19 protein-coding genes are annotated in these 19534 nt (G+C 68.6%); 13 read left to right on the top strand and 6 right to left on the bottom strand.

All coding sequences use genetic code 11. The annotated features are described in order from the left end of the window. Positions 1-144: 144 nt before the first annotated feature. Positions 145-303 carry a hypothetical protein gene (locus AX669_RS13570; protein ID WP_160126261.1) on the bottom strand — a complete coding sequence of 53 codons (159 nt, stop codon included), beginning with the start codon at positions 301-303 and terminating at the stop codon, positions 145-147. Here AX669_RS13570 and AX669_RS04165 point away from each other — a divergent pair. Next, positions 298-960 carry a sensor histidine kinase gene (locus AX669_RS04165; RefSeq protein ID WP_074046062.1) on the top strand — a complete coding sequence of 221 codons (663 nt, stop codon included), beginning with the start codon at positions 298-300 and terminating at the stop codon, positions 958-960. The two genes, AX669_RS13570 and AX669_RS04165, sit on opposite strands and share 6 nt — an antisense overlap. A gap of 62 nt (positions 961-1022) precedes the next feature. After that, positions 1023-1724, top strand: a complete 702-nt coding sequence (locus AX669_RS04160) for a response regulator transcription factor (RefSeq protein ID WP_062256820.1) — start codon at positions 1023-1025, stop codon at positions 1722-1724. 69 nt (positions 1725-1793) lie between these two features. Here AX669_RS04160 and AX669_RS04155 read toward each other — a convergent pair whose 3' ends face one another. Both AX669_RS04155 and AX669_RS04150 read right to left on the bottom strand, forming a co-directional pair. Then, positions 1794-2159: an SdpI family protein gene (locus tag AX669_RS04155; RefSeq protein WP_062256818.1), complete on the bottom strand. Its 366-nt coding sequence runs from the start codon at positions 2157-2159 to the stop codon at positions 1794-1796. A gap of 117 nt (positions 2160-2276) precedes the next feature. Continuing rightward, entirely contained in the window at positions 2277-3224 is a 948-nt protein-coding gene (locus tag AX669_RS04150) for an aldo/keto reductase (protein WP_062256816.1), read from the bottom strand. Between the two features lie 270 nt (positions 3225-3494). Here AX669_RS04150 and AX669_RS04145 point away from each other — a divergent pair, with 270 nt between their 5' ends. Then, positions 3495-4472, top strand: coding sequence for a hypothetical protein (locus tag AX669_RS04145; protein WP_062256814.1), 978 nt, complete (start codon positions 3495-3497; stop codon positions 4470-4472). Positions 4473-4561: 89 nt separating this feature from the next. Here the strand turns inward: AX669_RS04145 and trxA are convergent, their stop codons facing one another. Beyond that, the gene (gene trxA, locus AX669_RS04140; RefSeq protein ID WP_062256812.1) at positions 4562-5017 is read right to left on the bottom strand and encodes a thioredoxin; all 456 of its coding nucleotides are present in this window, start codon (positions 5015-5017) and stop codon (positions 4562-4564) included. Between trxA and AX669_RS04135 the strand changes: the two genes are divergently transcribed. Further along, positions 4974-6110, top strand: coding sequence for a hypothetical protein (locus AX669_RS04135; protein WP_143181534.1), 1137 nt, complete (start codon positions 4974-4976; stop codon positions 6108-6110). The genes trxA and AX669_RS04135 overlap by 44 nt on opposite strands. A gap of 28 nt (positions 6111-6138) precedes the next feature. Here the strand turns inward: AX669_RS04135 and AX669_RS04130 are convergent, their stop codons facing one another. Next, positions 6139-7224, bottom strand: coding sequence for a CaiB/BaiF CoA-transferase family protein (locus tag AX669_RS04130; RefSeq protein WP_062256808.1), 1086 nt, complete (start codon positions 7222-7224; stop codon positions 6139-6141). 282 nt (positions 7225-7506) lie between these two features. Between AX669_RS04130 and AX669_RS04125 the strand changes: the two genes are divergently transcribed. From AX669_RS04125 to AX669_RS04105, 5 genes are all read left to right on the top strand, one after another. Further along, on the top strand, positions 7507-9066 hold the full coding sequence (locus AX669_RS04125) for a glycosyltransferase family 4 protein (RefSeq protein ID WP_062256806.1): 1560 nt from the start codon (positions 7507-7509) through the stop codon (positions 9064-9066). Then, positions 9060-9773 carry a class I SAM-dependent methyltransferase gene (locus AX669_RS04120; RefSeq protein ID WP_062256804.1) on the top strand — a complete coding sequence of 238 codons (714 nt, stop codon included), beginning with the start codon at positions 9060-9062 and terminating at the stop codon, positions 9771-9773. Before AX669_RS04125 ends, AX669_RS04120 begins: the two co-directional genes overlap by 7 nt. A gap of 14 nt (positions 9774-9787) precedes the next feature. Then, positions 9788-10933 (top strand): hypothetical protein, encoded by a 1146-nt coding sequence (locus tag AX669_RS04115; protein WP_062256802.1) that lies wholly within the window; start codon positions 9788-9790, stop codon positions 10931-10933. Then, positions 10930-11571: a class I SAM-dependent methyltransferase gene (locus tag AX669_RS04110; RefSeq protein ID WP_062256800.1), complete on the top strand. Its 642-nt coding sequence runs from the start codon at positions 10930-10932 to the stop codon at positions 11569-11571. The genes AX669_RS04115 and AX669_RS04110 overlap by 4 nt, the downstream gene beginning before the upstream one ends. Positions 11572-11699: 128 nt before the next feature. Further along, positions 11700-12515, top strand: coding sequence for a hypothetical protein (locus tag AX669_RS04105; protein ID WP_062256798.1), 816 nt, complete (start codon positions 11700-11702; stop codon positions 12513-12515). An 86-nt stretch (positions 12516-12601) separates the two neighbouring features. Here AX669_RS04105 and AX669_RS04100 read toward each other — a convergent pair whose 3' ends face one another. Then, entirely contained in the window at positions 12602-13579 is a 978-nt protein-coding gene (locus tag AX669_RS04100) for a TerC/Alx family metal homeostasis membrane protein (RefSeq protein WP_062256796.1), read from the bottom strand. A gap of 222 nt (positions 13580-13801) precedes the next feature. On the opposite strand from AX669_RS04100, the gene AX669_RS04095 reads away from it, so the two are divergent. The 4 genes from AX669_RS04095 to AX669_RS04080 all read left to right on the top strand — a co-directional run bounded on the left by AX669_RS04095 (position 13802) and on the right by AX669_RS04080 (position 19320). Next, positions 13802-14278, top strand: a complete 477-nt coding sequence (locus tag AX669_RS04095) for a Fur family transcriptional regulator (RefSeq protein ID WP_062256793.1) — start codon at positions 13802-13804, stop codon at positions 14276-14278. 93 nt (positions 14279-14371) lie between these two features. Further along, the gene (ilvA, locus tag AX669_RS04090) at positions 14372-15658 is read left to right on the top strand and encodes a threonine ammonia-lyase IlvA (RefSeq protein ID WP_062256791.1); all 1287 of its coding nucleotides are present in this window, start codon (positions 14372-14374) and stop codon (positions 15656-15658) included. Positions 15659-15978: 320 nt separating this feature from the next. After that, on the top strand, positions 15979-16899 hold the full coding sequence (locus AX669_RS04085) for an alpha/beta hydrolase (RefSeq protein WP_006946386.1): 921 nt from the start codon (positions 15979-15981) through the stop codon (positions 16897-16899). 249 nt (positions 16900-17148) lie between these two features. Then, positions 17149-19320 (top strand): malate synthase G, encoded by a 2172-nt coding sequence (locus AX669_RS04080; RefSeq protein WP_062256790.1) that lies wholly within the window; start codon positions 17149-17151, stop codon positions 19318-19320. Positions 19321-19534: the final 214 nt, after the last annotated feature.

The following is a 19534-nucleotide window of genomic DNA, read 5'->3' as shown; positions in this document are numbered from 1 at the left end:
GTTATGCGTGCGGGCTGGAGCGCTCACGGCCTGCTGCCGTCGTTAGCGTGAGGATGCGGGCGGTCGGTCGACTCGGCGCACGCCCGGCTGATGCGGCCGGGTCCCCACACCGAATGGGGTGAAACCCGGCCGCGTTCTCGCGTCTCAGGCGCCCACGTAGGCCTTGAGGTGCTCGCCGGTGTGCGTCGTCGCATCGGCGACGAGGTCGGCTGGGGTGCCCTCGAAGACGACGCGCCCACCGTCGTGTCCCGCGCCGGAGCCGAGGTCGATGATCCAGTCCGCGTGGGCCAGACCCGAATGCACGACCTCGACCGGCAGATGGCCGAGAAGGAGGAGCGCGAGGCGCTCGCTCGCGAGGTGCACGACGTCCTGGGCCACCGGTTGAGCCTGCTGTCGATGCAGGCCAACGCGCTCGAGATCGAGGCGCAGGAGGCCGGCGCACCCGACGTCGAGAAGCGCGCCCGGCAACTCCAGGAGGGCGCGGCAGGGTCGATGGACGACCTGCGCTCGCTGCCCGCGATGCTGCGCACCGGCCAGTCGGCGCCCGATGAGCACCACGCTCTCGCCGATATCGCCGAGCTGGTGCGAGAGTGCATCGACGCGGGCACGCCCGTCAGCTCGAACGTGTTCGTCGATCAGTCGCACCCCCTGGACCCCGTCATCTCGCGCAGCGCGTACCGCATCACCACCGAACTGCTGACGAACGCGCGCAAGCACGCGCCGGGCTCTCTCGTGCAGCTCGACATCCGCGGTGACGCGCGCGGTGGCATCACGATCTCGACGGCCAACCCGCTGCCCGATGTCGCGAGCGCTGCCCGATCGGATGGTTCGGGAACCGGCCTGACGGGCGTGGCGCGGCGCGCTCAGGACGTCGGAGGATCGTTCTGGACAGGCCCGTCACCCGACGGTCGCCGCTTCACCGCGAGCGCCACGCTGCCGTGGACGATGCCGCGTGTCTGACGACGGCTCGATCCACGGCACCACACGTGTCGAATGCGACGAGAGTACGAAAGCAGTTGAGCATGAACGACATTGACCGTCCCGACGGCGCATCCCTTCCGGCCCATGCCGGCGCTGAGCGCGCGATCCGCGTCATGGCCGTCGACGACGACCCGATGGTGCTCGACCTCATCCGCGTCATGCTCAAGGCCGCGCCCGGTATCGAACTCGTCGCGACGGCGAGCGACGGCGACGAGGTGATCGGGGTCGTCACAGCACATCACCCGGATGTCGTCCTCATGGACGTGCGCATGGAGCGCATCAACGGCATCGACGCGACGCGCGCACTGACGAAGCGGCCGAACGCACCGCGCGTCATCATTCTCACGACGTTCGACGAGCAGGAGTACGTGCCGCAGGCAATGGACGCCGGTGCCGTCGGGTTCATCCTCAAGGCGTCAGCGCGCGAGGCGCTGTACGGCGCGATCCGCGACGCACACGAGGGGCGCAGCCCCATGTCGCCCGCGAGCGCCGCGCATCTGCGCACCGGATACCTCGACGCCGGGGGCGCCGCGCGCATGGACGCTCGCGCGAAGCTCGCACGGTTGAGTGACCGTGAGCGCGAGATCGTCGAGATGGTGGCGCAGGAGATGTCGAACCCCGCCATCGCCGCCGCATTGTTCTTGAGCGAGAGCACGGTGAAACAACACCTGACGTCGGCCGCCACCAAACTCGGCGTGACAGGCCGTGTCGGCATCGCGATGGTCTTGGCCCGAGCGGAGTAGCGCGAGGCAGTTCTCGCCTGGGCGCAAGTGGGCGACAGGCTGGGTAGCCGCCCCCGGCGTTCGCGCCGTTCAGGGAACAGCGTTGGCCGCCGTCGTCGCTGCGCGCACGATGGGAAACAGGGCGAGCAGGAGCGCGACGGCCGGCAGAATCCCCACCCACGGCACGAGTGCTTTCGGGCCGACGAAGAGCAGAGCAACGCACGCGAGGTCGACGAGAAGGACGAGGGGCAGCACGCGTCGCGTCACCCGCAGCGCGGCGACGTGCCCGGCCCGCCACGCGGCGTCGCTGCGTTGGGTGGCCTTGATGCGCATGCCCGCCATCCCGTTCCGTTCGACCGGGCCGGTGGCTGCACCTTTCACCGTTGCGTAGACGATGAGCAGCACGAGGGGCGACATGATGATGCCGATGAGCGAGCCTGCGGCCGATTCATCCATGCGCCGATCCAAGCACGCTGCACCTCGCCCGGGGCGGGAGCCCCTGGGCGATCCGCATGACCAGATGCGGGTGACGTGACGCGCACGGACGCGCGAACCGTTTGGGTGAGTAGCTCGTCAGCGAGCCGAGTCGAGGCGCGCCATGTGAGCGTCGCTGAGCTGCGGAGCAGCCAGTGCGGCGTCGAGCTGCGCGAGCGAACTTGCCCCGACGATTGGGCGCATCGACGGGCTGCCCTGCACGAGCCAGGACAGCACGACCTGCCCGGGCTGCGCGCCCAGTTCGTCAGCCACCGACCGCAGCGCCGAGAGGCGACGCGTCGTCCCCGGGTGGTCGTAGACCTCGGGCAGCGGCCGGTCGTCACGGTCATACGCACCCTGGATCAGCGGGCTGTAGGCCCAGCACTCGAGGTCGTCATGCGTCTCGAGATAGTCGATCGTCTCGTCGCTGACGAACCCGAAACGGTGATCCTTGCCCGGCACCTGCGTGTCGGGGCGCGGGCGGACGTACGACGTCGTCAGCTGCAGCGCCGTGAACGGCTCGACGCCCTGCTCGGCGGCCAGCATGCGTGCCTGCTCGACGCGCCACGTCGGGTGGTTGCTCACACCGAGCCGGCTCACCTTCCCTCGCGCAACAAGGGAACCCAGCGCCGCGACGACGTCGGGCATCGGCGTCGAACGATCCTCACCGTGCGCCCAGTAGACATCGACGACGTCGATGCCGAGACGTTCGCGGCTTCGCTCGAACTGGGTGGCGATGACGTCAGGCGCGAGGCCCTCCCATTCGGTGAAGTCGCCGGCCCGCGCCGGTTCCTGACCCACCTTCGTCGCAATCGTCAAACCTTCGCGGATGCCGGCGTTGGCGCGCAGCCACGCCCCGATCGTCTGCTCGCTCTGGCCGCCCGCACCCGTCGGATTCGCCCAGAACGCATAGCAATTGGCCGTGTCGAGCGTGCGCCCACCGGCGTCGACGTAGCGATCCATGAGGGCGAACGACGTCGCCTCGTCCGTCTTCGTGCCGAAATGCATCGTGCCGAGGACGAGATGCGGGGCGATCCAAGAAGTCATGCGCCCATCCAACACGCAGCCGGCCACGCACCTCAACGTGGAGGGGCGGCCTCGAGACCCCCTGATCCCGCCGGTCCACAGGAAACCCCTCGCCGCACACGTCGGGCCAAGAAGTGCCTCGTGCGATCTCGTAGCCCGGCGGCGGCGCGCGAAACACACGAGATAGAGCACTGCCGTGCGGTGCGCCGGCACGCCATCACCACCGGCCTCGACGGAACCACCACACCCCGCGCGCACGTCACACCAGCACACCATCGAGGGAAGCAAGACATGCGCCGGTCCATCATCATCACCATCGCCGTCGCGGTGCTGGGCATCATCGGCGCCGTGTCGGCGTTCGCGCTGTCGTCCCGAATCGGTGCCCCAGGCGGGCACGGCGGATCGGAGCCGGCACAGCCGGACCCGGCGATCGCGCGCGACATCGAGAACGCCGTGCGCCACCAGCCTGGTGTGGCGAATTCGCGCGTCGTCATGAAGGTGAACTGCATCGACGGCTGCCAGGGCCGTGACCATGAGTTCACCGTCGACGTCACGCTGACGGACGACGCCAGCGCACGCCACGTGCTCGACGTCAACCGCACGATCAACGAGCTCTACCCGCGCACGGCTCCGCCGGAGTGGGCACGTTCTCCCGGGCGAATCCGCTTCAGCCTGCACTCGCCGCAGGACGGTGCTCTCATCGTGCCGACCTCCAACGGCAGCCACGGCACGGCTTCGTCACCGACCAGGGCCAGCGCGTTGACGAGCACGCAGGTCGACGCGTTCGTGGCGGCTGCCCGCGTCAACCCGTCGTCGTCGGCGTCATGGTCGTCGTCAGGCAGGGACGACGCGCCGTCGTTCGTCGTTCGCTCCACCATCAAGACCAGCGATTGCGCGACGCTCGACGCGACGGCCGCGAACACCGTCACCGCGCTGTCGGCGATACGCCGCAAGGGCACGCCAGCGGAGTTTCACTTCCGGTGCGAGCACGCCGCGGGTGAGGTGCCGATCGGCGCGACGACGCACACGACCGGATGGTCGACGATGACCGACACCCTGTCGCGACTCATGACCCCGCCGGCGGGCAGCAGGTCGTACCGACGTGACGGCGTCTACCTGAAGCACAAGCACCACAGCGCCGTCCTCACGGTGACGGGCCACCCGTCGAATGCGACGTCCGAGGTGAAGAACGACGCGACGACGGTCGTGGCGCAGCTTCGCGCACTCGAGGTGCCTACGCCCACGCTGGACCTGCGGCCCGCACCGTGACCGGCGGCGCTCGACGGTGAACGCATGACGCGTCATGAACACGCGAACGCCCGGCACCCCTCGTCGGGGCGCCGGGCGTTCGTCGAGGCTCAGGCCTGGGCTGCGGTCTCTTCGCTCTCGGCGCGACCGCAGTTGCACCCGCCGCAGCCGCAGCCGCCACCGGCGCCCACGCCAGCTTCGCGGGCCTTGGCGTCGGCCTCCATCTTTGCGCGGATGTCGTCCATCGGCAGCTCACGGATCTGACGGATCAGGTCCTCGACGGCCGCCGCGGGCAGCACGCCCGAGTTGGAGAACACCATGAGGCCGTCGCGGAACGCCATGAGCGTCGGGATGGACTGGATGTTCGCGGCCGCCGCGAGCTCCTGCTCGGCATCGGTGTCGACCTTCGCGAAGACGATGTCGTCGTGCTTCTCGCTCGCCGCTTCGAACACGGGCGCGAACTGACGGCACGGGCCGCACCAGGCCGCCCAGAAGTCGACGAGGACGATGCCGTTGTTCTCGATGGTCTCGGTGAACTTCTCACCGGTCAGTTCGATGGTTGCCACAGGCCTTGCTCCTCGAAAAAAGATTGTGGTTCGTCGGCCATTCAAACAAACACCGGAGGCAATCTCTTCCCGCCGCGCTCGCCCGCCAGAACCGCTCGCCGCGCGGGCCGTGGAACCGGCGCGCGGGCGTTGCCGTCCAAACACCATGACAACGACACGACGCTGGCCGCTGACGGTGGCGCTCGCCCTGGTGGTGGCGCTGATCGCGGCCGGTGTCGCCGTCGTCAACCTCACAAGGCACGATTCCTCGTTCCGCGAACCGACCCAGCCGGCGCCTGCCTACGCACATGCTCTCGAGGAGCAACTCGAAAAGCGGCCCGGCGTGGCACGGGTTCGCGCCGAGGAAGCGATCGAGTGCATCGACGGCTGCAAGGGTCAGCGCTACGGGTTCGACGTCGCCATCGACCTCACGGACGACGCGACGGCCGCGAACGTTCGGGACGCCGCGGCCTTCGTCCGCAGCCGCTACCCCGAGGGCGCGTACCCAATGGCGGCAAACATCCCAGCGTCCATCCACTTCTTCACCGCCGGGTTGAACGCGAGCGGCGACAACAGCCTCGCCGTGACCACCTCCGGCCCAGCCCTGACGACGGCGCAGGCGCAGGCCTATCTCGACGTGGCGCGCACGAACCCGCGGACGGAAGCGCGCTTGCTCCCCGACCGCGCACAGCCCGCGGCGAAGGCGACCTTCGTCGTGGAATCCGACGTCATCGCAACGAAGTGCGAGGATCTCGACCGAGTGACCGCTCCGACAGTCGCCGTCCTGCGCAAGGTGGCCGGCACCGACGGCATAAGCACGCATCTGACCTTCCGGTGTGCGCAGACGTACGCCACCGTCGCCGTGGGTCCGACGACGCGGACCCACGGATGGTCGGATGCCGCGACGGCCTTGAGCACACTGGAAGCGACGCCGCAATCGAGCGCCGCGGAGAGGCCCTACGTTCGCCTCGGCGTGCGAGACGGCGCAACACGCCTGACGGTGAGCGCCCGCTCCGACGACGCGGTGAGTCCGGAAACCCGCCGTCGTGCGGGCGTCGTCATCGAGCGCCTTCGCACGGTGGGCGCGGTGAATCCTCAGCTCGATCTCGACTGAGTCGCCCTCGCCTGACTCGACGTCGACGTCACGCCTCCAGGCGAGGCGGGCGGCGCCGATAGCTCGCTGGCGTCGCCGACATCCGAATCGGGTTGGCGACCTGCGCGACGCCCTCGACGTCGACACGCATGTCGAGGCCGACCGACTCGGCAAGCGCGAACGCCTGCGCGAGATCGTTGACGGGCCCGGCGGGCACACCGGCGTCCGCGAAACGCTCGGCCCATTCCTGCGCCCCATGTGCCGACAGCGCCTCGAGCATCAGCGGGACGAGGTCGTCGCGATGCTCGACCCGCGCGGAGTTGGTCGCAAAGCGGGCGTCCTGCGTCCACTCGTCGTGACTGAGCACCTCTGCGGCGCAGGCGAACTGGCGATCATTGCCGACGGCGATGGCGAGCGGCCGATCCGCGGTCTCGAACACTTGATACGGCACGAGCGACGGGTGACGGTTGCCCATGCCGCGCGGCACGGCCCCCGTCATGACGTGCGCGCCGGCCTGATTCGTCAGCGCCGACAGCAGGGACGACAGCAACGACACCTCGACGCGTTGCCCCTCCCCCGTCGCGTCGCGATGCCGCAACGCCGCGAGCATGCCGACGGCAGCATGCAGACCGGTGACGACGTCGACGAGCGCGACGCCGACCTTCGTCGGCTCGTCGGACGGCCCGGTCACCGACATGAGGCCACCGACTGCCTGCACGAGCAGGTCGTACCCGGGCAACGACGACTCACCGAAACCGGTGATCGAGACGTACACGACGTCCGGGTTCCACTCGCGCACCTGCTCATACCCGAGCCCCAGCCGCGCCATCGTCCCCGGCAAGAAATTCTCGACGACGACGTCGGCGCGCGTCACGAGATCACGTGCGGCGGCGAGATCGTCCGCCTCGCGAAGATCCCAGAACTCGCTGCGCTTGTTGCGGTTGACCGACAGGAAGTACGTCGCCTCCCCGTCCTCGGTGAACGGCGGACCCCAGGCGCGCGTGTCGTCACCGCCGTCAGGGCGTTCGATCTTGACGACGTCGGCGCCCAGGTCGCCGAGCAGCATCGTCGCGTAAGGGCCGGCCAGGACACGGCCGAAATCGGCGATGAGCAGGCCGTCGAGAGCTGATGGCACGGAGGCTCCTCGGGGAAGATCTGGACGAACGAACGTGGACGAGATTCGCCGATGGGGACAGGAACCGCAGAGGGGGACGAGATGTGCAGATGTGGACGAGAATCGCGGTGCGGCCAGCGGTGCAGTCAGACGCGAAAGCCACCTTCATCGACGGCCGATACAACCTGCACCCTATGTGGTGATCGACGCCACGGGTGTGCGTGCCGCCACACGATGTCATACCCGCGAGTAGCGTCCGAGTAGGCTGACCACCGAACCACGCCGCTTGCGAAGGAGGGCCCGATGCGCATCGCGCTGTCCTCCTATCGCAGCAAGCCGCACAGCGGCGGCCAGGGCATCTACGTGCGTCACCTCAGCCGCGAACTCGCCGCTCTCGGCCACGACGTCACCGTCTTCTCCGGCCCTCCCTACCCCGAACTGGACGACGCCCGCCTTGTGGCTGGCCGTGCGACTGACCGGGCGACGGGTCCAGCGAGTCGCCAGACGTCGTTAGCCAAGCGGGCCGGCGCGACGGCGAGCATCGAGCCGGCGAGCATCGAGCCGACGAACCCCGGCAGGCTGCGCCTCGAGAAGCTGGCGAGCCTCGACCTCTACAACGATGACGACCCGTTCCGTCACCCCCATCCGCGCGAACTGCGCGACCGCATCGACGTCGTCGAATACGCGGGGATGCTGTCGGGTTCGTTTCCCGAACCACGCACGTTCGGGATGCGACTGGCGCGCGAGATGCGTACGCGGTCCAGAGAGTTCGACGTCCTGCATGACAACCAGACGCTCGCGCCGGGCCTGCTCGACATCGCGCGCGGCGGCCTGCCCGTCGTCACGACGATCCACCACCCGATCAGCGCCGACCGCCGCCTCGAGATCGAGGCCGCGACGAACCCGTGGCGCAAGTACACGAAATGGCGTTGGTACCAGTTCGTGCCGATGCAGGCGCGCGTCGCCCGCGCGAGCAGCCGCATCATCACCGTGAGCGAGACGAGCCGCGACGACATCGTCCGAGAATTCGGGGTCGACCGCGAACGCATCAGCGTCATCCCCGTCGGCGTCGACGTCGAGACGTTCACGCCCGACGCCGGCGTCGCGAAGAGTGCACCTGGGATCGCCGTCGAGACGTCCGCCCCGGGCGTCGACGTCGAGACGTTCTGGCCTGACGGTTCGGCGCGCCACCGCGTGCCCGGACGCCTGACGACGATCACGAGCGCGAACGTGCCACTCAAGGGGTTGAGCGTGCTCATCGACGCGCTCGCTTTCCTACCGCAGGACGCGTGGCGCGAACTCGTCGTCGTCGGCACACCGAACCGCGCGGTCGAGACCCAACTCGAAGCCCTCGGGTTGTCCCCTCGCGTCCGGTTCGTCAGCGGCATCAGCGACGACGACCTCGCGGGTCTACTCGCGAGCGCCGCCGTCCACGTCGTGCCGAGTCTCTATGAAGGTTTCTCGCTGCCCGCGGTCGAGGCCATGGCGTGCGGCACACCCGTCGTCGCGACGCGCGTCGGCGCGCTGCCACAACTCGTGCACGGCACCGACGGCGAGACGTCGGCTGTCACCGGCAGCGCAGGCAGGGCTCCCGCCACCCACGGCGGGAGCGCCGGCCCACGCGCCCACGCGACGGGCGAGGCGGACACGAGGGCTGACGCCGACGGCTCCGACGCCGGCATCCTCGTCGAGCCAGGTGATGCGCGCGCTCTCGCGGGCGGCATCGTCAGCCTGCTCGAATCCGAGGAGACCCGAACACGATTCGGACGCGTCGGTCGCCGTCGCGCCGTCACGACATACTCATGGCGGGCTGTCGCCGAGGCGACGGCCGCCGTCTACACCGAGGAGATCGCCCGATGCTGACCGTCGACTTCAACCGCTTCACCCTGGGCCCGGGCATGACGGTGCTCGACGTCGGGTGCGGGCAGGGGCGTCACAGCTTCGAGGCGCTGCGTCGCGGCGCGGACGTCACGGCGTTCGACTTCAGCCGGTCCGACCTCGACGAGGTGCAGACGATGTTCGACGCCATGGCCGCCGAGGGCCAGGTGCCTGCGAGCGGCGCCTACCGCACCGTCCAGGGTGACGCCCGCGCGATGCCGTTCGACGACTCGAGCTTCGAGCGCGTCATCGCCTCCGAAGTGCTCGAGCACATCGTCGAGGATGACGCCGCCATCGACGAGATCGTGCGCGTGACGAAGCCCGGCGGCCTCGTCGCCGTGACGGTGCCGCGGTACTGGCCCGAGAAGATCTGCTGGGCCCTGTCGACGCCCTACCACGAGGTCGAGGGTGGCCACGTGCGCATCAACAAGGCGAGCGAACTCGTCGGCAAGCTCGAGAAGCGTGGCCTGACGACGCTCGGCACACACCACGCGCACGCGCTGCACTCGCCGTACTGGTGGCTCAAGTGCGCGGTCGGGGTCGACAACGACACCAACCCCGCCGTCAAGGCGTATCACCGCATGCTCGTCTGGGACATGATGAAGGCGCCGGCGCTGACGCGTCAGGCCGAGAAGGCGCTCAACCCCGTCATGGGCAAGAGCTTCGTCGTGTACCTGCAGAAGCAGTACTGAACCCCGTCGCGCCGATGACGCCAGCCCTCACCAGTCAACAAGTCTGCGAGACAGGCCTGTTCATTGCTCACCTCCAGGGCGACGACGGCGCGCTGCCGTGGTTCGTCGGCGGGCAGTGGGACGCCTGGAACCACACCGAGGCACTCATGGGCCTGACGATCGCCGCCCATGTTTCACGTGAAACCGGATCACCACGTGTCAATCACACCGCCGAGCAGCTGAGCGAACGCGCCCGTCTCGGCCTACAGCACCTGCGCGAAACGCAGCGTGAGGACGGCTCGTGGCCGATGCGCGTGAGAGACGGCGTCGTCGAACAGGACGAGAGCGACACGAACCAGTGCGCCTACCCGGCCGTCGGCGTCTGGCATCTCGCGCTCGTCACCGGCGCAGGGCGCGGCGACGGCCCCGACCGCGGCATCCTCGCCGAGAACTGGCCGATGGTCCGTGCGGCGATCCGACACGCTCTGACGGCCCAACGCGACGACGGCACGATCGCCTGGGCGATCAACCGTCGCGGCGGCCTCGGCGACCATGCGTTGCTCACCGGCAACGCCAGCATCCTGCAGTCGCTGTGGGCCGCGGCCGCCATCGCGGATACCCTCGGCCACATCGATGACGCTGCATCCTGGCGCGAATCCGGCGCCCGGCTCGCGGCAGCGGTGCGTCAGGTCGAACTGTTCGCCGACCGTCGCCGCTTCTCGATGGACTGGTTCTACCCCGTCCTCGGCGGCGCGCTCGTCGGCGACCACGCTGCCACGCACCTGCGTCGCGACTGGGATCGCTTCGTCATCGAGGGCCAGGGGGTCCGCTGCGTCGACGACCGACCGTGGGTCACCGGCGGGGAGAGCGCCGAACTCGTCATGGCGCTGTGTTGCCTCGACGGCACGCCGCACGAAGATCGCGCGCGACGCGAGGCCCGCGCCGTCTTCGCGGACCTGCAGCACACACGCGACACGAGCGGCGGCTATTGGACGGGGTACGTCGTCGACGACGACGCCGTGTGGCCCGTCGAGCAGACGGGATGGAGCGCCGGCGCGATGCTGCTCGCCGCCGATGCCCTCGACGGCCTCACGCCCGCCGCCAACTTCTTCCACGCCATGACGTGGCCGGCCCGCACGCCGAGCCATAGCGCCGCCAGAGACCACGAGGAGCCCCGATGAGCACCCCGCCCCTTCCCCAGGACGTCCTCGACGCCTTCCACGCGACGACCGGTTTCATGCCCGACGACGAAGGTCAGGCCCTGTACGAGGCGGCCGCGAGAGCCCGTCCCGGCACCTGGCTCGAGATCGGCACGTACTGCGGCAAGTCGACGGTGCTGCTCGCGCAGGCGGCGCGCGTCGTCGCCGGATCGTCCGACGCCGCAACGCAGGTGGTGACCGTCGACCATCACCACGGCAGCGAGGAGAATCAGCCCGGCTGGGAGTGGCACGACACGTCGATGGTCGATGAGCACTCGGGGCTGCTCGACACGCTGCCCGCATTTCGTCGCACGTGGGACGAGCACGTCAAGGACGTCGTCAGCATCGTCGTCGCGACGACGGCGCAGGTCGCGACGTGGTGGCGCACCCCCGTCGAGTTCCTCTTCCTCGACGGCAACCACGTCGAGGAGATGGCGCAGCACGACTACGCGGCGTTCGCGCCGCACGTCAGCGTCGGCGGGTTGCTCGCGGTGCACGACGTCTTCCCCGACCCGGCCGACGGCGGGCAGGCACCGTGGCATGTCGTCGAACGCGCCCTGGGCGACGGCTTCGAGCAGGTGTCGCAGACGGGCTCGTTGCGCATCCTGCGGCGCCGCTGACCCCAGCAACCTAATTTCGGCCTCCGCCACCGAATTGTTGCCCCTTGCACAACTTATGAGTCGGATCTCATAATGCATGAATGAACGGGGCGCCTGCGGCCGTCACCGTCAGCCGGGGGCGGAGGCCGATGAGCAATCCGATGACGAGCTTGGTGCTCGACGAGGGGATGAGCGTCGAACTGCGGGGGCAGTTGGCGCTGTGTGAGGACGAGGTCGTCCTGACGGGCTGTGGGGTGCTGCCGTTCGGTTCGCCGCCGCATCTGACGTGGGAGCAGACGCCCTTCGTAGCACTGGCCACCGACTGCGCGAAGAAGGCGCGGCCGCTCGTGGGGCAGCCCGTGTTCGGGCGTGCGACGTGGACCGGGTACGAGATCAGTGCGTGCGAACTCGAGCCGGGGGACGCTTGGGCGCACGCACACGACATCCCCGGTCCGCTGACGAAGGACCGCACCCCCGTCAGCGCGCACGTGCGCTCCGTCGAGGCCGGCCTGTTCTCGAGCGGCGCCATGCTGCGTCGCGTCCGTTTTCTCGACGACGGGCGACCGCGCGTCATCGCCAGCGCCACTGACGTCGAGCTCACGACGCGACTGCTCACACCCATCTACGGTGATGCGCTCGAGGTGCATCGCAGCCGCTGGAGCGTCAGCGAGGTGCGTGGCCTCGACGACATCCTCAACGATCTGCCCGAGGACAAGGTGCTCAAGATCGAGTACCGCATGGACGGTGACGGCACGATCAGCCGCAAGCTGCGCGTCAACTACGTCGACGATGATCTCGCGCGCTCCCTCGCCCCATTTCCGCCCGAGATGCTCGCCGTCTACGCCGTCGTCGAACCCGAGGGCGCGCCGCAGGATCGTGACCCCTGGTTTCCCGCGCGAGCCCGGCATCTCGTGCGTTCGGCCGGCACCCCCGATGTGCCGGCGCGCGAACACGCGCGCGTGTAGCGCGCGAGTGGCCCGGCACCCGGCGATGCAGACAGCGCGCCGCCGCGCAGGCCTCACAGGCCTGCGCGGCGGGCTTGTCTCGTGATTCAGCGACGACGGGTGGCGACCAAGCTCGTCGCCGTCACCGTCAGCAGCGACAGGACGATGACGCTGAGCGAGACGGCCGTCGACGGCGTCCACACCCATGACCAGACGTCGTGCGCCCAGTGCGCGATGAGCTTGTAGCCGATGAACGCGAGGATGACGGCGAGACCGTAGCCGAGGTGTACGAGCCTGCCGAGGACGCCCTCGACGAGGAAGTACAGCGCGCGCAGACCGAGCAGCGCGAACGCGTTCGTCACGAAGACGAGGTACGGGTCGGACGTGATGCCGTAGACGGCGGGCACCGAGTCGAGCGCGAACAAGGCGTCCGTCGCGAGGACGGCCAGCGTCACGACGGCCAGAGGCGTCAACGCGCGACGGGCGGACCGACCGGTGGCGCCGGCGTCAGCATCTTCTCGCACGAGCATCGCGGAGCCGCGGTAGCCGTCGGTGACGGGGAAGAAACGGCGGATGACCTTGACGATGCGCATGTCACCCGGGTCGACGGTGTGGTCGTCGCCCTGACGGGTGTCGCGCCAGACCTTCACGGCCGTCCACAGCAGGAACGCGCCGAAGATGACGAACATCCAGGCGAAGTTCGTGAGCAACTGCGCGCCGAGCGCGATCATGATGGCGCGCATGACGAGGGCGCCGGCGACGCCGATGAGGAGCACCCGCTGCTGGTACATCTTGGGCACGGCGAACGCCGTCAGCAGCATCATGAACAGGAACAGGTTGTCGACGCTGAGCGACTTCTCGACGAGGTAGCCGGTGTAGAACTCGGTGCCCGTCGTCGAGCCGTGCGCGCTCCACAACCAGGCGCCGAACGCGACCGGCAACGCGATGTAGAACGTCGACCAGGCCGTCGCTTCCTTGAGCGATACCTCGTGAGGTTTGCGCGTGACGAGGAAGTCGAGCGCGAACAGGACGATGAGCCCGATGAGCGTCACGGCCCAGAGAGTGGGGGTGGCCAGGGAGTGCATGGAACTACCTCAGATCGCATGAGTGACGAACTGAGGTCTCCTTCGCCGCGGAACGATCCGCCGCTCTCGAACCGGGAGCGCGCATGATCGCGCTCGTATTGACCGGAGCCGAGACGTGGGAAGTACTCCCCTCGCCAACCATCATAGCCGATCTGCGGACCCTGCCCCACTCGACGAGCAGACTTTCTTGATTCGTTCCAGAAATCGCGGCATCATGGAGGCATGACGACGACGCCCGCCATCGATCCGCGCACCATGCTGCGTCAGGTGAACCTGCGGATCACCGGCCCGCGCGTCGCCATCCTCGATGCCCTCGAGACGCGCCCCCACTCGGATGCGGAGACCGTCATCCAGGCGGTGCGCGACAGTTACGGCAAGGTCTCGACGCAAACCGTCTACGACGCCCTGCATGCGATGACGGCGCACGGCATCATCCGCCGCATCGAGCCGGCCGGCCAATCCGCGCTCTACGAACGACGCGTCGGCGACAACCACCACCACCTCGTGTGCCGACAATGCGCGACGATCGTCGACATCCCCTGTGCCGTCGGCGACACACCGTGCCTGACGGCGGCGCACGAGTCCGAACTCAGCGAGGGGTTCGACATCGACGAGGCCGAGGTGACGTACTGGGGCGTCTGCCGCGCGTGCCGCGAGGAAGCTGCCGCAGCTTCCGCTGCGTCACCCGTCGTCGGCTGAGCCGCGCCCGAGGTTGCCGGGTCGCACGCGGGAGAGCAGGGGGGCATCCGCGATCCGGTTCATCCCGACATTCGCGGGGTCGCCCGTGAGACGGTGGCTGACGTGACGAGCACACCCACCCTGCGTCCCGAGGTCGATGCGTCCGACGTCGAAGCCGCCGCCGAGCGCCTCACCGACCTGCTCCACCCCACGATGCTGTTCGAGAGCAGCCGCCTGTCGACGAAGTTCGGCGCGAGCGTCGTGCTCAAGCGCGAGGATCAGCAGCCGGTGCGCTCGTACAAGATTCGTGGAGCGAGCAACCTCATCGCGCAGCTCGACGACGACGCGCGCGCGGCGGGCGTCGTCTGCGCGTCGGCCGGCAACCATGCCCAGGGCGTCGCATACGCGTGCTCGCGCCTCGGCGTGAAGGCGACGATCTTCCTGCCGCGCACGACGCCCCGTCAGAAGCGTGAGCGGGTTCGAGTGCTCGGCGGGCCGTGGGTCGAGACGGTCGTCGAGGGCGACACGTACGACGTCGCCGCTGGCGCTGCAGGCGAATTCGCTGCGACGACCGGGGCGACGCTCGTGCCCGCGTTCGACGACGTCCGCACCATCGCGGGGCAGGGCACCGTCGCACTCGAGGCGTTCGCGCAGTGCGAGGCGCAGTACGGCAAGGTGCCGGATGTCGTCGTCGTGCCCGTCGGTGGCGGCGGGTTGCTGGCGGGCATCACGGCGTGGGTGCGCGAGCGCCATCCGTCGACGCGCATCGTCGGCGTCGAACCGGTGGGGGCGCCGTCGCTGCAGGCGGCGCTTGCTGAGGGACGCCCGGTGGCGGTGCCGGTGACCGATCCGTTCGTCGACGGCGCGACGGTCGGTCTGCTCGGCGCGCACACGTACCCGATCATCGCTGCCGGCGGCGTGCCGTGCTTCAGCGTGCCGGAGGGGCAGATCTGCACGGAGATGCTCGACCTGTATCAGAGCGACGGCATCATCGCGGAGCCTGCCGGCGCGCTCGCGCCCGCAGCGTTGCCGGGTGTCGACTTCGCCGATGGCGAGCTCGTCCTCGCGATCCTGTCGGGCGGAAACAACGACGTGTCGCGTTATGCGGAGGTCGTCGAGCGTTCGCTCGTGTTCGAGGGCCGCAAGCATTACTTCATCGTCGAATTTCCGCAGGAACCCGGGCAGTTGAGGCGTTTTCTCGACGGGGTGCTCGGGCCTGACGACGACATCACGCTGTTCGAGTACACGAAGCGTTCCAACCGCGAGACGGGCCCGGCGCTCGTCGGCCTGGAGTTGGGCGACCCGTCGTCGTTGCCCGATCTACTTGCGCGGATCGATGCGTCGCCGGCGCGGGTGGAGCGGGTGGATCCCGACTCGCCCCTGTTTCGGATGGTTCTCTGAGGATCTAGTGAACGAAGGTAGGACCGCAGCGTCGTGTCCTTCGAGTACGGCATGGGTGGGGTCACCGCAGCGAAGCGAGGATTGCTCCAGCCATGCCGGGCGCGGGCGGACGCGCATGTCACAGCGAGGATCCTGCCGAAGTGAACGTTGACGAAGAGAACCGAGAAGAATGGTTCTGTAGTTCTCTGACGATCACTCGATGTTGCCCGGGATCTGGGGCACGGGAGCCCCGAATCCCGGGCAACATCGCGGGTCGGCGTGGTTCGATGGGGTCTTCACGCCCCATCCAAGAGCGTCGCGGAATCACAGCGGAGGTCAACATGGCAGCAGAGCAGTTCGAGGTCGCGGCGAGTGACGGCGTCGTCATCCGCGGTCAGCGGTGGTTGCCGGACGGAGAAGCGCGCGCCGTCGTGCAGATCGCTCACGGCATGGCGGAGCATTCGGCGCGCTACGAGCGGTTCGCGCAGGAGTTGAACGCGGCCGGGTACGCCGTCTACGCGAACGATCACCGTGGGCACGGGCGCACCGCCGAGGGTGGTGTGCTCGGTCATTTCGCTGACGATGACGGGTGGGCGCGCGTCGTCGACGACCTGCTCCAGGTGACGCGGCGCGCGCAGGCCGAGGTGCCGGGTCGCCCCGTCGTCCTGCTAGGGCACAGCATGGGTTCGCTACTGGTGCGTACGTTCGCGGCGCAACACGGCGATCTACTGGCGGGTCTCATCGTCTCCGGAACGCCCGCCGATCCTGGGCTGCTGGGCCGCGTCGGACGTCAGGTCGCGCGCGCCGAGGGCCGTCTGCGGGGGCGCACGCACGCGAGCAAGCTCCTCGACACGATGTCGTTCGGGGCGTTCAACAAGCAGTTCGCGCCTGCGCGCACGGACTTCGACTGGCTCTCGCGCGACGAGGCCGCCGTCGATGACTACGTCGCCGACCCGTTGTGCGGGTTCGTCTGCACCGCCGCGTTCTACGCCGACATGCTGGGCGGGCTGCGCCTGGTCAACCGGCGTTCATTCGCGGCCGGCACGCCGTCGGATCTGCCGGTTCTCGTCATCTCCGGCGAGGCCGACCCGGCCGGCGACAACGGCAAGGGCGTGCGACCCGTCGCCGATCTGCTGCGCGGCGTCGGGGTGCACGACGTCACCCTGACGCTCTACCCCGGCGCGCGCCACGAGATCCTCCACGAGACGAACCGCGACGAGGTCGTCGCCGACATCCTCGCCTGGCTCGACGCCCACGTCTGAGCCGCCGGGGGACGAGAGGTCGTCACCCCGGCAGTTGCCTGCGCCACCGGTCGGCCTGGCCACCATCTTCAGTGATCTGTTCGTGGCGCCGTGGCGCGGCTTGCGAAAGTGGACGAAACTCGCCGATGGGGACAGGAATCGCCGATGTGTCCGGGAATCGCGGAGGGCGGCTTGGAGGATTTGCCCCACAGAAACGTTACCGACCAGTAGCGTAGGGGGCGGCATGCCCCCGCGAGGAAGGAAACGCTCATGGCTGACACGCAGCGCACCGAGGTGAACGGTCTGCAGGTCGCGACGATCCTGTACGACTTCATCAACGATCAGGTCCTGCCCGGCACCGGTGTCGACGCCGACACGTACTGGAAGGGCTTCGCCGACGTCGTCGCCGAGCTCGGCCCGAAGAACCGCGCCCTGCTCGCCGAGCGTGACGACCTCCAGGCCAAGATCGACGAATACCACCGCGCCAACCCGGGCAAGCCCGACTTCGACGCGTACAAGAGCTTCCTCACCGAGATCGGCTACCTCGTCGATGCTCCGGCCGAGTTCAGCATCACGACGCAGAACGTCGACCGTGAGATCACCGACCAGGCCGGCCCGCAGCTCGTCGTGCCGATCCTCAACGCCCGCTTCGCGCTCAACGCGTCGAACGCCCGCTGGGGTTCGCTCTACGACGCGCTCTACGGCACCGACGCGATCGACGAGGCCGACGGCAAGGAGAAGGGCACCTCGTACAACACGGTGCGCGGCGACGCCGTCATCGCGTTCGCGAAGAACTTCCTCGACACTGCCGTCCCGCTCGCCGAGGGTTCGTACACCGACGTCACCGGCTTCGGCGTCGACGGCGGCGAGCTCGTCGTCCACCTCGACGGTGAGCGCACCACGTCGCTGAAGAACGCCGACGAGTTCGCCGGCTACGTCGGGCTGCCTGCGCAGCCGGAGGGAATCCTGCTGAAGCACAACGGTCTTCACCTGGAGATCCAGATCGACGCCGAGTCCCCGATCGGCGCGACCGACCCGGCCGGCATCAAGGACGTCCTCGTCGAGTCGGCCGTCACGACGATCATGGACCTCGAGGATTCCGTCGCCGCCGTCGACGCCGAGGACAAGGTGCTCGGTTACACGAACTGGCTCGGCCTCAACAAGGGTGACCTCGCCGAGGAGATCACGAAGAACGGCAAGACGTTCAAGCGCGAGCTCAACCCCGACCGCGAATACGTCTCCCCCGGCGGCGACACGTTCAGCCTGCCGGGCCGCTCGTTGCTGTTCGTCCGCAACGTCGGCCACCTCATGACGAGTGACGCCGTCCTCGATGCCGACGGCAACGAGATCGGCGAGGGCATCCTCGACGCCCTCGTCACCGTCCCGGCTGCGATCCACGGCTTCGCCGACAAGGACGGCGTGAGCAACACGCGCACCGGCTCGATCTACATCGTCAAGCCGAAGATGCACGGCCCGCAGGAGGTCGCGTTCGCGAACGAGCTGTTCGAGCGCGTCGAGAGCGTCGTCGGGCTGGCGAAGAACACCGTCAAGATGGGCATCATGGACGAGGAGCGCCGCACGACGGTCAACCTCTCCGCCTGCATCGACGCCGCGAAGGAGCGCGTCGTGTTCATCAACACGGGCTTCCTCGACCGCACCGGCGACGAGATCCACACGTCGATGCTCGCGGGCCCGATGATCCGCAAGGGCGAGATGAAGGGTTCCACGTGGATCAAGGCGTACGAGGACAACAACGTCGACGTGGGCCTCGCTGCCGGTCTCGCGCACAAGGCGCAGATCGGCAAGGGCATGTGGGCGATGCCCGACCTGATGAAGGACATGCTCGAGCAGAAGATCGGCCAGCCGAAGGCCGGCGCGACGACGGCGTGGGTGCCGTCGCCGACCGCCGCGACGCTGCACGCGCTGCACTACCACCAGGTCGACGTGTTCGCCGTGCAGGAGGAGCTCGCGAAGCGCAAGGCCGCGTCGGTCGACGACATCCTGCAGATCCCGCTCGCGGAGAACACGGACTGGTCGGACGCCGACAAGCGCGAGGAACTCGACAACAACTGCCAGTCGATCCTCGGCTACGTCGTGCGCTGGATCGACCAGGGCGTCGGCTGCTCGAAGGTGCCCGACATCCACGACGTCGCGCTCATGGAGGACCGGGCGACGCTGCGTATCTCCAGCCAGCTGCTCGCGAACTGGCTGCAGCACGGCATCGTCACCGAAGACGAGATCGTCGAGTCGCTGAAGCGCATGGCGCCGGTCGTCGACCAGCAGAACGCCGGTGACGCGAAGTACGAGCCCATGGCGCCGGGCTTCGACGGCATCGCGTTCAACGCGGCCAAGGAGCTGATCCTCGAGGGAACGAAGCAGCCCAACGGCTACACCGAGCCGATTCTGCACCGTCGTCGGCGAGACAAGAAAGCCGCGCGCTGAGGATCGAGCGAGCGGAGTCGAGGGTGTGGATGCCGAGCTTGCGAGGCGTTCACACCTCGGCGTAGGGAGCGTTGACGAAGCGCGCCGTGGGCTCAGTGACGATCAAGCCCGACCGAGGTAGGTCCGCGCCGGAGCGTGCGACGGCCCGGCCCTGACGAATCGGGCGCTGAGGAACTGAGCCAAGGAGTAGTCCGCGCGCAGAGGATCAAGCGAA

Origin of the sequence: Dermacoccus sp. CCH2-D9, from assembly GCF_001556795.1 — a bacterium.
Taxonomy (GTDB): domain Bacteria; phylum Actinomycetota; class Actinomycetes; order Actinomycetales; family Dermatophilaceae; genus Dermacoccus; species Dermacoccus nishinomiyaensis.
This window is presented reverse-complemented; position numbering and strand designations above follow the sequence as displayed.